Below are 14,482 nucleotides of genomic sequence, written 5' to 3'. Positions count from 1 at the left end.
TGTTTCATGACAAGACGCATATACTTTGAATATTAAAAGCGTTTGTCTTTTACGACTGAATAAAAAATTCAACTCCTGATTTATTTTTAATAAAATAGATAATTTGATATTAATTCTTAAATAAGAATTTTAAATTGTCTAAATACTGTTAAAATCAGTTATTTATGTTTTTATTCTCAAGAAAAAGCGGGTACAATCAGTATAATTATATAATTATAATCGTTTATAATTATGTAATGTTGAACAAATATATAAATAAAATAATAAAATATTTCATTAAATGGAGATTTGTTCTTTTATATTACATAAATATAATCTACCAATAAGTAAGAGTTAATATATTGCAAAAATTTATACAAAATTGTTATCTTTTATGAGTCAAAAAGTTATAATTCCAAATTTTAAAGTAAAAGGATGATACAGAATTATTATCATTTAATTAAAATTCAATTAATAAAATGATTTTGGCGGGCGCAATTCCCGCAGTATTATTGGCTGTTTTGTTGGATCAGGCGATTGCTGTTTTACAAAAATCGGGGTATCGATTATTTCAAAAGTTAAAATATATTGTTCCAGCGATTTTGATTATTATCGGAGCCATTTATTTTCTGACTTCTGTTTCGGAAAATAAGCTTAAAGCCGGTTTTACCCTGGAATTTATGGGAAGGCAAGACGGTGATCTCGGTTTACGTTCCGTATATGGATTGAATGTAAATCCTGTCGTAGTAAGTGATGCGGTCATGTACAAAGCTGTCTATGAGAAGGATTTAGATCTGATCAGCGGATATTCTACTGATGGTAGAATCAAAGCTTTTGATTTGTATGTTCCGAATGATGATAAAAAAATATTTCCGCCTTATTTCGCTGCCCCGATCATTAAAACCAAAACATTAGAAAAGTTTCCTGAATTGGAGAAAATATTGAATTTATTGTCAGGTAAATTTAATGATTCAATTATGACAGATTTAAATTACAAATCCGATTATCTTCATCAGACACCTGAAAAAATTGCCAAAGATTTTTTAATTAAAAACAATTTATATAAAATTTCGAGAAAGGGAAATTCAGGAACGGTCCGGATTGGGTCAAAGATTTTCGGTGAACAATATATTCTCACGGAAATGTATAAAATACTGATTGAAGGCAATACCCATTATAAAGTAGAAACAAAAACAGGATTGGGAGGGACTGAGATCTGTTTCGCTGCCTTGATGAACGATGCCATCGATTTTTATACTGAATATACAGGAACCGGACTTTTAGTATTATTAAAACCTACCGAGCAGACCATTAAAAAAGTGAGTCAGAGTGCTGATGAAACATATCGTTATGTGAACTCAGAATTTCAAAAACAATACGGAATCCAGTGGCTGAAACCGCTTGGTTTTAATAATTCTTATGCATTAATGATGCGCAGGAAACAGTCTAAAGGGTTGAATGTTAAAAGTATATCGGATCTAAAGAATTATTTAAATCAAAAATAATGAAGTGTTTCTTTTTTTTATGCACTGAATATCTATAAAAAGATAATTATGATATACATCATCAGATGTAGTCAATAATTTTTTGTTCTTTTGCAAAACGTAATTTTAATAATGATATGACGAAGTTTGATGATATAAGGCCTTTTTATGACCATGAAGTGAATGATGCTCTGCTAAGTATTGCAAGGCACCCAATGATGAAGGCGTTAATGAGTTTTACTTTCCCTGATAATGATGAAAAATTTTGGTTTGAACCGTTTAAAAATATTCATTCCATCAGTGATTTTCAGCATCAGTATATATCGCAGACGGTGCGTCAGATTCTTAAACAGAGTTCTGAGGGCTTAACGACCTCTGGATTTGATCATTTGGATAAAAATGTATCCTATTTATTCATATCCAACCACAGAGATATTGTTTTGGATACGTGTCTCCTTAATTTAGTGCTGTTAGATCGTGGATTGATCATGACTTCTTCTGCTATTGGAGATAATCTTGTTCAGAAAACATTTCTCCATGTACTCGCAAAACTGAACCGTAACTTTTTGGTTCAGAGAGGTCTTCCTCTTCGTGAGCAATTGAGCAGTTCTAAGATAATGTCCGAATATATTTACGATTTATTAGCCAAAGAAAACCGCTCTGTCTGGATCGCACAGCGTGAAGGCCGTACCAAAGATGGAAACGATGCTACTCAGCAAGGTGTATTGAAAATGCTTGCTATGGCAGGAAGTGAATCATTAACCGATTTCTTCAAAACACTTAAAATTATTCCGTTATCTATCTCATACGAATATGATCCTACGGATGTTCTTAAAATGCCACATTTGATGGCAAAATCAAGAAATGAGGAATATATTAAAAACCCTGATGAAGACTTTAAAACAATGCTGAGTGGAGTATTGGGACAAAAAAAACGCATTCATATACACGCTGGTGACGTTCTTGAGACTGAATTTGATGATATTGTATCGAAAATAGACAACAAAAATAAACAGCTGCAGGCGATTTCGCAGATTATTGACGATTCTATTATTCAGAATTATAAGCTTTGGCCAACTAATTTTATTGCTTATGATTTGCTTCATGAAACCAATCAATATTCGGAAAATTATTCAGAGAATGAAAAAATGCTGTTTGAGCGAAGAATGGAAATGCGTATCGATATTTCTGATGCGGCTATGAAAAAGAGTTTTCTGGCCATGTATGCCAATCCTGTGATCAATAAAATTAAACATCAGAAAAACCTTTCGATGTAAAAAAATGTTGTATTCGTAAGGTCTTGACGTAAATTATTCACTTTTAATGGCAGGCTATTTGTTTATTCAAAGCAAATAGTTGATGTGAATAATAAAGTAAAAATAGCATTAGGATTAATGGTAACAGAAACGTTGGTTTTTATTAATCTTAAAAGAAAAAGAAGGGAAAGCTTAAAAATATTCACTGCGTCAGATGGAAATAGCTATAAAGAAAGTCAAACTTACAGAACATTTGATAATCAATTTTATAGAAACGTGAAACGTCTGCGTGTTAACAAGTTAGGATCTGAGCCGGAAAATCATTCCTCAACTCATCACTATGTGGAAAATGTAGAAAATATTTCTAAAATCAGTCAGAATAAAAACATTACCTACTATCAAAAAGGAAATCGACATCAATAAACACATTATATAACTATTTTTGATATAAATTAATATGAAATTCTCTGCATTTGTCTGATATTTACTATTATAAAAACACAAAAATTACTTTAACTTTGCGAATTGAATGATATACATCAATTACTATGTTTTTGAGGAAAATTATTATTCGCTTTACATCAACATCACATACTTAAGTAGTCGGGAAAATTAATTTAGCTGATAAATAGATATGAAATATAAATTCTTAAATTTCAAGTTGAGGAAGATTGTTCATTACTCATTGATCCTGTGTATTTTATTAATACAGGTCATTATCGCTGTATTTTTTTACAATGAATTTATCAATGAGAAAAAACTGAAATTTATCGAGAATCAATTGAAGGAGAGCCGTGAATTGGAAGGGATAACCGATAATTCAAGAAAAGACTTCATGAACGCTCAGAACCATCTTCAACGATATATGATCAGCGAGGATGATAAAGACTTAAAATTATACTTTGAATCTCTTACAAAGCTTAAAAATAATTTCAATAAGATTAATGAAAATGAAAGCATAGCTCCAAAACTGAAAAGTAAATTTAATTTACAGAAGAAGGATACGCTGAAAATTACGAAGCTAAAAACATTAATTGATTCTGTATACGAATATGCCCAAAATCCGCCCCCAAAGATTGAAGATAAGCAGTATAATATTGAAAAATTTAAAGTCAAAAATAATTTTGATGATATTGATATTGAGACACATACTTATTCTGATACAATAAAGAAAAAAGGTTTTGTAGGACGCTTGCGAGATGCAATCGCGGGTAAAGTTGATGTCCAAAAAGAAAGCACAGTTATTACTTTAAAGAATAAAAAAGCGGCGGATCTGTCTAGCTTAAAATCAGAAATGAATAATACCATAAAATCTATGGAAAAACATTATACAACTGAAATTAAGAAGATCCAACTGTCAACAGTTAAGGATCAGCATGATAGCAGAAATTTTTATGGTGGTTTTAATAAATTATTGATTTACAGTAACGGGCTGATAGATATTTATGGAAATGCAATCAAAGAATTCAAATCAGATCTGGAAAAAGAATACAACAAACAGAAGTTGATTAATAATGAGATCCGAACTTATTTGGTGCTTGGACTAATGATTCTGATGTTCATTGTTTCAATTTTGATCATGTACTTCACAAGAGTCGCATTTATCTACGAGTGGAAATTAAATGCTGCAAATAAGGAAATTAAAAATAACCTTAATTTCAAAAACAGAATCTTAGGAATGTTGAGCCATGAATTAAGATCTCCGTTAAAAATCATCAATATTTTCATTGATAAAATCAACAGAACGACAAAAGATGAGACGATAAAAGAGTATCTTAAGTCCATAAAATTTACCAACAGTACATTGTTGATACAGTCTAATCAGATTTTAGAATACACAAAAAATCAGAATGCAGATCAGAGATTGGTAAAGAATGTTTTTAATCTTAAAGAGGAAATTAATTCTATTGTAACAGCTATCACGCCTTACCTGGAAACCAGAAATAATAAGTTTGTGGTAAATGATGGGATACCTGCGGGAACGGTCGTATATTCAGATAATATAAAGATCAACCAGATTTTCATGAATATTCTGGGAAATGCCAACAAGTTTACAGAAAACGGACAGATTGATCTTAACATGTCAACCGAAGTCATAGAAAAAAATAGGATTTCACTGTTGACAACAGTAGGAGACACCGGCGCAGGAATATCAGAATCTGATCTTAAAAATATTTTTGAACCTTATTATCAAGGTATGGTTTCTAGCGAAATCGATAATCTTGGTGCAGGACTTGGGTTGAATTTATGCAAGGAAATTATAGAACTTTTTAATGGTGAAATATCTGTCTCAAGCAAATTAGGTGAAGGCACAAAAGTAACATTCAGGATCAATTTAAATATCGGCAACAATGGAAATACCAATTGAAAATAAAGAAATTACGTTCCTTTTAGCAGACGATCACAGCATCGTGCGACATGGAATGGCACTTACTATCAACGAAATTTTTCCAAATGCTACCATTCATCAGACTTCCTCTCTACAGAAAGTGGTGGAAGAAGTGATCTCAAAAGAAGTAGAAATAGCCATTATTGACGCTCATTTCCCCAGCGGAAACAGTATTCATATTTTACCGGATATCAAAAATGCAAAACCGGATATTAAAATTCTGATCTTTTCCGGTCTTGAAGAAGAACTTCATGCCCTTAAATTCATCAATGCAGGAGCCAACGGTTTTCTGAGCAAATTAAGCGAAGAAGAGGAGGTAAGACAGGCTCTTCTAAGTATTGTTAATAAAGGTGAATATATTTCTGCAGTTTCACAAAACTTGTTGGTGAAATTTGCCAATGATCCGAATTCTATGAATCCTCTTCATCATTTAACGAAAAGAGAATTACAGATTGCTGAAATGTATGCAGATGGATTTGGCAACCTGGAAATAGCCAATAATCTTGATATAAAGCAGAATACAGTAAGCACGATCAAAAAAAATATATTTGATAAACTGAAAATAGAAAATCTTGTTGAGCTTATTGATATCATCAAGACTCATCACAAAATATAAGATTTCAAGACTCCATTCTTCACTTTCTTTACTGCTAAAGCTATTTTTATCGATAAATATCTAGAAGTTTATCGATATATATCGATGTGTTTTATAGATAAATTTATTCTCCATTGTTGTTACTTTGTACCAGAGAAATTTACTAAACGAAAACAAGGATTATTAATTGAAAAGGGTTATTGGCTTTTTAATTTTAATTCAAACTTTCAAAAAAGTAAATTTTTTAAACACAAATAATTTTGACACAAATAATAAACTTGAATTATATTCGAGCACAAGTGATGAGATTAAATTATCGAACAAGTGATGAAATTAAATAGGGTATATGATAACCTTTAACCACCTTCTTGAAAACTGATTTATTAAAAAAACACAAAGATTATATAAAGAAGTGAGATGGTCATCTAAGGTTAGTATACAAGAAAAAAAAGGAGGCGAGAGTCTCCTTTTTTCGTGGAGTTAATTTTAAAAAAATCCCTGTTAGTCATATGATTAGAAGGGATTTTTTGTTTTAAGGCTGAAGAACTAATGAATATGTAATTCTAAAATTTTTAAAATGACATCATTGAATTTAGTTTATAAATATATTACAATTGATTAATTTTAGTATATTTGTATTCTAAATTTATTATTATGAATTTTTCACTTGTCAAAGATGTCGTAGGATTACTGGAGCAGTTTGAGTCTGAAAATAAAAATTCTCAGTATTCTTCTGATGTTGATGGATTTAAATCTTGGATCTATAACAAAGAATCTATGACAAATAATGATGAAGCTGATGCTCCTTATTGGGAAGGCAAAGAAAGCGGAAGAAGTCCTGAAAGTGCGATCAGTACTTTACTGGTACATCTTAACAGATATGCAAAGACCTATTCTAAATCAGCTATTTCGGGCTCTGATTTTGCAACGCAGGAAGATTTTATTTATCTGATCAACCTTAAAGCGTTTGGTGAAATGACCAAAATGGAACTCATCAAAAAAAATATTCATGATAAGCCTGTGGGAATGTTGATCATTAATAGATTAATTAAACAAAATTGGGTGAATCAGACGGATTCAAGTGATGACAAAAGAACGAAACTTATAAAAATTACAGATAAGGGAATTGAAGCGCTGGAAATTCAAATGAAAAAGATCCGTAGCGCAACACATATTGTCTCAGGAAATCTTAATTATTCTGAAAAGATGGAATTGATTCGTATTCTGAACAAATTAGATAAATTTCATTATCCAATTTTTAACCGAAATATAGAAAGTAAAGATTTGATAAGCACCGTTTATCAGGAGTATTCATTTGAGAAAAATTAAGAATGAGAAAGAAAATAGCCATCATTGGTTCTGGATTTTCGGGATTGTCGGCAGCAGCATATTCTGCAAAAGAAGGTCATGAAATTCATGTCTTTGAGAAGAATAGTGCAGCGGGTGGCAGAGCCAGAAAATTTGTTACAGATAATGGCTATACATTTGATATGGGGCCAAGCTGGTATTGGATGCCTGATATTATAGAATCATTTTTTGAAGATTTCGGTAAAAAAACGTCTGATTTCTTTAAGCTTGTCCCGCTCGACCCTCAATTTGAAATAGTATTCTCCGACAGTAAAATGAATATCCCTCACAGCTACATCGAAATGCGGGATTTGTTTGAAAAAACAGAAAAAGGCTCCGGTAAAGAGCTGGATGAATTCATGGAAGATGCCCGATACAAATACGAAGTAGGAATGAAGGAGTTTGTAAATAAGCCCTGTCATTCATGGTTTGAATTTGTTTCTCCAAAAATTGCAAAAAGTGCATTGAAGCTTGATCTTTTGACTAATTTTAAAAAATTTGTAAGAAAATATTTCAACGATCCAAAGTTGATTACTTTAATGGAATTTCCCGTAATTTTTCTTGGAGCAGCACCAAAAGATATTCCTGCACTATACAGTTTAATGAATTATGGAGGATATAAATTGGGAACCTGGTATCCGATGGGTGGTTTTTCAAAAGTGATAGATGCGATGAAAAGTGTTGCAGAAAGTCAAGGAGTGAAATTTCATTTTAATTCCAATGTAGAACAAATTATTGTTAAAAATAGTAAAGTTTCTTCTCTGTTAGTTAATGGAAAGGAAATCGATTTTGATACAATTATCGCTTCCTCAGATTATCACCATACGGAAAGTAAATTGTTATCTGAAGAATTCAGAAACTATAAAGAATCGTATTGGGAAAAGCTCACTTTTGCACCTTCCTGTTTGATTTATTATTTAGGTTTTAAAGAAAAAATTTCAAATCTTAAACATCATACATTGTTTTTTGAAAATGATTTGGACCTTCACACCACAGAAATTTATGAAGATAAAAAATGGCCTACAAAACCATTATTTTACGCTTGCTGCCCATCAAAAACAGATCCGGATGTAGCACCTGAAAATTGCGAAAATGTATTTCTTCTCATGCCTGTTGCTACCGGAATAGAAGATTCTGAATTGGAAAGAGAAAAATATTTTCTTGAAATGATCGTAAGATTAGAAAAACATACAGGAGATTCAAATTTACTATCAAAAATCGATTATAAAAAAAGCTATTGCATTAAAGATTTTAAAGAAGATTATAATGCTTATGAAGGGAATGCTTACGGACTTGCCAACACATTGTCGCAAACCGCAGTTTTGAAACCGTCACTCAGAAACAAAAAAGTGAAAAATCTTTTTTACACCGGACAGCTTACCGTTCCGGGACCCGGAGTTCCGCCGTCGATCATTTCAGGAAAAATTGCAGCTATCGAAGCCACCAAAACGAATTAATTATGAAAAAATTATTTGATGAACTTTCTTATCGGGTAAGTAAAGAAACAACCAAACAGTACAGCACGAGCTTTTCTTTGGGTATTTTGGCATTGTCTCCAACAATCAGGAATCCGATTTATGCGATCTATGGATATGTACGTCTGGCTGATGAAATTGTAGACAGTTTTCATGGGTATGATAAAGAAAAACTACTTAAAAAATTCAGGGAAGAAACCGTTCAGGCTTTGGAGGATGGAATTTCATTAAACCCTATTTTACAGTCGTTTCAGGACACGGTTCATCGTTTTGATATTGATCAGAACCTGATTAATCAGTTTTTGGATAGTATGCAGATGGATCTTCAGAAAGTAGATTATAATTCAGATCTTTATAAACAATATATTTTAGGCTCTGCAGAAGTGGTTGGCTTGATGTGTCTTCAGATATTTGTAGAAGGGAATGTTTCTGAATTTGAAAGACTTAAGCCTTTTGCCATGAAATTAGGTTCAGCTTTTCAGAAGGTTAATTTTTTAAGAGATATGAAAGATGATTATCAGATTCTGGGACGAAGTTATTTTCCGGATGTAGATATTACCTTGTTCGATAATAAAATTAAAGCTGATATTGAAAAAGATATCGAAAAAGAGTTTAATGAAGCCTTGATTGGAATTAAAAAGCTTCCCAATTCATCAAGATTTGGAGTGTATTTGGCGTATCGTTATTATATTTCACTTTTCAGAAAGATCAAAAGAACTTCGGCTCATAAGATCATTAATCAAAGGATAAGAATCTCAAACAGTAAAAAGATTTCTTTAATGATGAGCAGTTATTTACAGTATAAAACTTCATTTTTATAAAAAATTACAATGGTACACAGACTTTATAAAGAGCAGCAATTGAATTGTGATATAGCAACCGCATGGAAATTTTTCTCTTCGGCCAATAATCTGTCTAAGATCACTCCGAAAGACATGAAATTTGTTGTTTTGACTAAAACTGATGATGACGAAATTTATGAAGGAATGATCATTGATTACCATGTTTCGCCGTTGTTGGGCATTAAGATGAACTGGACTACAGAGATCAAACAGGTTGATTTTCAAAAAAGTTTTACCGATTATCAGCAAAAAGGACCTTATAAATTATGGAATCATTTTCATGAATTTATTCCTAATGATAAAGGAGTTTTAATGAAAGATACCGTTGACTACGAACTTCCAATGGGATTTTTAGGCGAAATTGCTCACAAACTTTTTGTGAAAGATAAGTTGGAACATATTTTCAGCTACCGAAATAAAGTTTTAGACAAAATGTTTAATAGTAAAATCTAACCACAAATCGAAGATTCGACGGAGTCAAAAGAGACAAAAGCTTTTTGACACTTTAGAACACTTTAGTTAAAAAAAGTCCACATAAGAAGAAAATCAAAGATTTTCATAAAACTTAAGTGTTCTTATTTTGCAGTTTACGGATTAACTTAATAAATCTTAAGTGTTATCATCTTTTGTAGCTTTTGTGGTTAAAATAAAAAATTAAATAAATAAAAATCATGAATTTTTTAATTGTCATAAGTACATTTTTCATCATGGAAGGCATGACGTGGCTGATCCATAAATACATCATGCATGGTTTTTTATGGTCGCTTCACAGGGATCATCACGACCACAGTAATGAAGGACATGTAGAAAAAAACGATTACTTTTTCCTGATTTTTGCCCTTCCAACCATCGCTTTGATGTATTACGGAACGGTCAATAATTACAACATCTATTTTTATATTGCTGTCGGAATTGCTTTGTACGGGATGGCTTATTTTTTTGTTCATGATATTTTCATTCATCAAAGAATAAAATTTTTAAGAGATACGAAAAACCCATATTTATTGTCGATCAGACGCGCGCACAAGCAACACCATAAGCATACAGGAAAGGAAAGAGGTGAGTGTTTTGGATTTTTATGGGTGCCGATTAAATATTTTAAAATGTATTTTAATAGAAATAAATGATGATAATCTATAATTTCATCTCATCAAAATTCATTGATAAAACTTTGTGACCTTAGCCGAGTAGAACGCCTTTGCGAACCTTAAAAACGACTAGTTGTCAAAAAAACTTTGCGGGCTTTGCGTTAAAAATTATTAGTATAAAACAGAATTCAATAAATAAGTTAAAAAATGCATCACTATACCTACCTGTTAATCAATTTTTTTACGGTGTTTATCTGTTTTATTTTTTCTTTTCATCATAAAATAAAATTCAACAGGCATTTCAGAGCTTTTTTCTCTGCTTCCTTTTTGGTGGCTTTGGTTTTTATAGTTTGGGACGCGTGGTTTACGAAAATAGGCGTGTGGTGGTTTAATGATCATTACCTTTTGGGAATCAGGATTTTAAATCTTCCGATTGAAGAAATATTATTCTTTATTTGCATTCCTTTCTCATGTGTATTTACCTATTTCTGTTTAGATAAATTTTTTAACCTCAATTGGCAACCTCTTCCCGAGAAAATATTCGTTATTATCAGTATCGTTTTAGCTTTAATTATAGCAGCTTATTTTCATGATAAGATCTATACATTCATGACATTTCTTACAACGGCAGTGAGCATGTTTGTGCTATATTTTGTATTAAAAGCACGATGGATAGGCAAAGCATCTTTCATCTATTTGATTTTAATGCCCGGTTTTTTAGCAGTAAACGGAATTCTAACAGGAACCGGTTTGGAATCTCCAATCGTGAATTATAATCCTCAGAACTTTATGGGAATAAGAATGTTGACCATTCCATTGGAAGATACGGTGTATGGCTATGAAATGATATTATGGAATCTGTTTTTATTCAAAAAATTTAAAAAAGAAGATGAATAAAATTAATATATTCTGGTTCAGACGAGATCTGAGGTTGGAAGACAACTGTGGTTTACATGAGGCTTTGCAATCGGGTGTAAAAGTCCTTCCTATTTTTATTTTTGGCCGTGAAATTTTAGACCAACTCAGTGATAAAAATGATAAAAGGGTAGACTATATTCATCAGGCATTAGAGGAGATCAATCAGGAGTTAAAAGAACATGGAACCGGCTTAAAAACGTTTTACGGAAAACCTTTTGAGGTCTTTGAAGAACTAACGAAAGAATTTGATATTGATACCGTTTTCTGTAACCGTGATTACGAGCCGCAAGCCATCAAAAGAGATCAAGAAATAGCTGATTTTCTAGCTAAAAAAGATGTAAAGTTTTCGCATTATAAAGATCAGGTTATTTTTGAAGAAAATGATATTCTTAAAAGTGATCAGACTCCTTACACCGTTTTTACTCCGTATTCCAAAAAATGGAAAGAAAATATCAACACAATTAAGATTGAAAATTTTGAGATCAATTTTAACAATTTTCTTCCACTAAAAGATCATAAAAATATTGTAAGCCTAAAAGAAATAGGATTTGAAAAGACAGGCTTTGAATTTTCACAACCTTCTTTAGATTCAAAAATTATAGATACCTATGATAAAAACCGTGATTTTCCGGCGTTGGATCATACAACTCATTTGGGAATTGCATTGAGATTCGGAACCATTTCTGTGAGAAAATGTGTGAAGTTTGCTCAAAAACATAATGAAACCTGGCTGAACGAGTTGATATGGAGAGAATTTTTCATGCAGATCTTATTTCATTTCCCGCATGTTGTGACTCAATGTTTTAAAAAGAAATATGAAAATATCCAATGGCGAAATAATGGAGATGAATTCAAAGCGTGGTGCGAAGGCAATACAGGATATCCGATTGTAGACGCAGGAATGCGACAGTTGAATGAGACCGGTTTTATGCATAATCGAGTAAGAATGGTTGTCGCCAGCTTTCTGACCAAACATTTATTGATCGATTGGAGATGGGGCGAGGCGTATTTTGCAGAAAAACTGTTAGATTATGATCTTTCTGCCAACAATGGAAACTGGCAGTGGGCAGCAGGTTGCGGTTGCGATGCTGCTCCGTATTTCAGAATCTTCAACCCGGAAGAACAGACTAAAAAATTTGATAAAGATCTCAAATATATCAAAAAATGGCTTCCTCAGGACGCTTTGCTAAACAGGCCTATTGTAGATCACAAGCTGGCTAGAGAAAGGGCTTTGAAAACCTATAAAGAAGGGTTGATTGTAGAATGATTATGCGCGTGAATAAAATAAATGATACATTAAAATCTGAAAGTATTTTCAGATTTTAATGTATTTTTTTTGTATTATTTGTAGTATTAGAATATAATTTGAATCAAAATTACATTGTATATTTGTATCTATGACTATACAAATGTTGGTTTCTATTTTAAAAAATAAAGCTTTCCTACTAATTTTTATTTTCTTTATAATCATCTGTAGTACATTACATGCTCAGAAATCTACTCCTGAAATTGATCATTTAATTAAAGTAATTGATGAAACTTACAGTAAAGAAAATATTGATAAGAAGAGACTTTTAGATCTTACCTCTGATCTATATTACTCATCCAAAGAAGCCAAATTTATAAAGGGGCAGACCTATGCTATTTTTGAAGAAGCTAAAATATATTACTTTGAAGGAGACTTTGCGTTGTCTCTTAAAAGAATTAATGAAGGAGTAGGTCTTGCAAAATCTCAGAAAGATTATGACATGCTTTGTAGATTATTGCTCATGTATCAAAGCTCTCTTTTAAGACTCGATTATGTAAATAAGGCTCAACAAATTTTAGCGAAATGTGAAGAGTATAATGAACTGAATTCTTCTAAAGAAAATAAAAAAATCAACGATATTTTTATTGATCTGGCACAAACAGATCTGATGGTTGATGAGCAAGGGTTAAGTGGTGATTTGAAATCTGTAATAACATTAAAGAAGAAGGCATATTCTACAGCGTTGGAACTTAATGATTCTAATAAATATAAGAAAATAACCGTCATTTATAGTCTTGAATCCTTAGCCTGGTCTGTTGCTCTGTCGGAAAATACAAATGAAGCCAGACAATATACTCAAGAGCTTGATAAACTCCTTGCTGTTTACCCGAATAATTACTCTATCATACAGAATTTTATCATTAAAGGGGCAATAGAAAATATTGACCATAATTACAAAGAGGCTATTTCTTATTTTTCACAGGCTATTGCACTCTCAAAAGAAAATAAAAGTATCTATAATCTGTATGAGGTATATCCTATGATTTCTGCCTCTTATGGTGAGTCAAAAGATTTTGAAAATGCAACAATATACTCATGGAAGTTTAAACATCTTTCTGATAGCATTACGCAGATAAAGAAAAAAACAGATAATATTGATCTGATTAATGAAATTAACGTAAAGATTTCTGAAAAAGAAGAGCCAGAAAGCGGGTTAGGCAAAATAATGTCAGCTGTTATAGCTTCGGTATTAGTCTTAGGGGTTGCAGCTTTTTTATTATGGTATAAGAATTTTAAGAGAAATCCTGAAAATGATCATGAAGTTCTTGTACAGGAGGATAATCTGGACGTTACAAAGAGATTAGTTAATCTTGCTAAAGAAGATATTAATTCATTTTATATTGAGTTTCGTAAGGTTTATCCTAATTTTTATCAAGCTCTCCAAAAGGAGTATCCTGAACTGAATGTTTCTGATCTTAATTTTTGTACGCTTATAAAAATGAATTTTGAGATCAAGGAAATCTCAATATATTCTAACGCGAGTATTAGATCTGTTGAAAGCAGGCGATACAGGATCATTAAGAAAATGAATCTTAGAAATCAGGATGATCTTTATATGATGATGTCATATATTAATTAGCAAATATCTATAAAGTTTGTCATCGTGCAATGATACGGGTAAGAATCTTTACCTACTATTTTCTAATACTATATGTAGATCCTTACGGGGATGACAAACTTTGTGGAAATAAATTATACTAAAACAACCTTTACTTATAAAGCAAAGGTTGTTTTTTTTATTTTGACTGTTCTTTATTTGAAATTTCCTGTTTATTATTAGAAGTTTCCTATACGTTATTA

General features: G+C 31.6%; 13 protein-coding genes. All 13 read left to right on the top strand.

Annotation, left to right across the window (positions count from 1 at the left end):
• Positions 1-458: 458 nt before the first annotated feature.
• The 13 genes from BT156_RS02510 to BT156_RS02450 all read left to right on the top strand — a co-directional run bounded on the left by BT156_RS02510 (position 459) and on the right by BT156_RS02450 (position 14,261).
• Positions 459-1,484: a glycine betaine ABC transporter substrate-binding protein gene (locus tag BT156_RS02510; protein WP_083582268.1), complete on the top strand. Its 1,026-nt coding sequence runs from the start codon at positions 459-461 to the stop codon at positions 1,482-1,484.
• Positions 1,485-1,600: 116 nt separating this feature from the next.
• Positions 1,601-2,740, top strand: a complete 1,140-nt coding sequence (locus BT156_RS02505) for a lysophospholipid acyltransferase family protein (RefSeq protein ID WP_072406860.1) — start codon at positions 1,601-1,603, stop codon at positions 2,738-2,740.
• A gap of 84 nt (positions 2,741-2,824) precedes the next feature.
• Positions 2,825-3,142: a hypothetical protein gene (locus BT156_RS02500; protein ID WP_072406858.1), complete on the top strand. Its 318-nt coding sequence runs from the start codon at positions 2,825-2,827 to the stop codon at positions 3,140-3,142.
• Between the two features lie 211 nt (positions 3,143-3,353).
• On the top strand, positions 3,354-5,087 hold the full coding sequence (locus BT156_RS02495) for a sensor histidine kinase (RefSeq protein WP_072406856.1): 1,734 nt from the start codon (positions 3,354-3,356) through the stop codon (positions 5,085-5,087).
• The gene (locus tag BT156_RS02490; RefSeq protein WP_072406854.1) at positions 5,071-5,724 is read left to right on the top strand and encodes a response regulator transcription factor; all 654 of its coding nucleotides are present in this window, start codon (positions 5,071-5,073) and stop codon (positions 5,722-5,724) included. Before BT156_RS02495 ends, BT156_RS02490 begins: the two co-directional genes overlap by 17 nt.
• Before the next feature lie 633 nt (positions 5,725-6,357).
• Positions 6,358-7,032, top strand: coding sequence for a MarR family winged helix-turn-helix transcriptional regulator (locus BT156_RS02485; RefSeq protein ID WP_072406852.1), 675 nt, complete (start codon positions 6,358-6,360; stop codon positions 7,030-7,032).
• A 2-nt stretch (positions 7,033-7,034) separates the two neighbouring features.
• A complete protein-coding gene (locus BT156_RS02480) occupies positions 7,035-8,507 on the top strand; it encodes a phytoene desaturase family protein (protein WP_072406850.1) in 1,473 nt (490 codons plus the stop codon).
• A gap of 2 nt (positions 8,508-8,509) precedes the next feature.
• Positions 8,510-9,346, top strand: a complete 837-nt coding sequence (locus BT156_RS02475; RefSeq protein ID WP_072406848.1) for a phytoene/squalene synthase family protein — start codon at positions 8,510-8,512, stop codon at positions 9,344-9,346.
• A gap of 9 nt (positions 9,347-9,355) precedes the next feature.
• The gene (locus BT156_RS02470; protein ID WP_072406846.1) at positions 9,356-9,820 is read left to right on the top strand and encodes an SRPBCC family protein; all 465 of its coding nucleotides are present in this window, start codon (positions 9,356-9,358) and stop codon (positions 9,818-9,820) included.
• Positions 9,821-10,038: 218 nt separating this feature from the next.
• On the top strand, positions 10,039-10,494 hold the full coding sequence (locus tag BT156_RS02465; protein WP_083582267.1) for a sterol desaturase family protein: 456 nt from the start codon (positions 10,039-10,041) through the stop codon (positions 10,492-10,494).
• Positions 10,495-10,662: 168 nt separating this feature from the next.
• Complete coding sequence (locus BT156_RS02460; protein ID WP_072406842.1) at positions 10,663-11,352, top strand: lycopene cyclase domain-containing protein; 690 nt, start codon at positions 10,663-10,665, stop codon at positions 11,350-11,352.
• Positions 11,345-12,640 carry a cryptochrome/photolyase family protein gene (locus BT156_RS02455; protein WP_072406840.1) on the top strand — a complete coding sequence of 432 codons (1,296 nt, stop codon included), beginning with the start codon at positions 11,345-11,347 and terminating at the stop codon, positions 12,638-12,640. Before BT156_RS02460 ends, BT156_RS02455 begins: the two co-directional genes overlap by 8 nt.
• A gap of 130 nt (positions 12,641-12,770) precedes the next feature.
• Positions 12,771-14,261, top strand: a complete 1,491-nt coding sequence (locus BT156_RS02450) for a hypothetical protein (protein WP_139255392.1) — start codon at positions 12,771-12,773, stop codon at positions 14,259-14,261.
• Positions 14,262-14,482 lie beyond the last annotated feature (221 nt).

The sequence above is a fragment of the Chryseobacterium limigenitum genome (genome assembly GCF_900114875.1).
In the GTDB taxonomy this organism is placed as follows: domain Bacteria; phylum Bacteroidota; class Bacteroidia; order Flavobacteriales; family Weeksellaceae; genus Chryseobacterium; species Chryseobacterium limigenitum.
The sequence above is the reverse complement of the archived record's forward strand: the minus strand, read 5'-3'. Positions and strand labels throughout refer to the sequence as shown.

Coding starts and splice junctions, on each gene's coding strand:
- BT156_RS02490 (WP_072406854.1), top strand. CDS start 5,071: ATGGAAATACCAATTGAAAATAAAGAAATTACGTTCCTTTTAGCAGAC.
- BT156_RS02485 (WP_072406852.1), top strand. CDS start 6,358: ATGAATTTTTCACTTGTCAAAGATGTCGTAGGATTACTGGAGCAGTTT.
- BT156_RS02455 (WP_072406840.1), top strand. CDS start 11,345: ATGAATAAAATTAATATATTCTGGTTCAGACGAGATCTGAGGTTGGAA.
- BT156_RS02450 (WP_139255392.1), top strand. CDS start 12,771: ATGACTATACAAATGTTGGTTTCTATTTTAAAAAATAAAGCTTTCCTA.
- BT156_RS02465 (WP_083582267.1), top strand. CDS start 10,039: ATGAATTTTTTAATTGTCATAAGTACATTTTTCATCATGGAAGGCATG.
- BT156_RS02510 (WP_083582268.1), top strand. CDS start 459: ATGATTTTGGCGGGCGCAATTCCCGCAGTATTATTGGCTGTTTTGTTG.
- BT156_RS02505 (WP_072406860.1), top strand. CDS start 1,601: ATGACGAAGTTTGATGATATAAGGCCTTTTTATGACCATGAAGTGAAT.
- BT156_RS02470 (WP_072406846.1), top strand. CDS start 9,356: ATGGTACACAGACTTTATAAAGAGCAGCAATTGAATTGTGATATAGCA.
- BT156_RS02475 (WP_072406848.1), top strand. CDS start 8,510: ATGAAAAAATTATTTGATGAACTTTCTTATCGGGTAAGTAAAGAAACA.
- BT156_RS02495 (WP_072406856.1), top strand. CDS start 3,354: ATGAAATATAAATTCTTAAATTTCAAGTTGAGGAAGATTGTTCATTAC.
- BT156_RS02480 (WP_072406850.1), top strand. CDS start 7,035: ATGAGAAAGAAAATAGCCATCATTGGTTCTGGATTTTCGGGATTGTCG.
- BT156_RS02460 (WP_072406842.1), top strand. CDS start 10,663: ATGCATCACTATACCTACCTGTTAATCAATTTTTTTACGGTGTTTATC.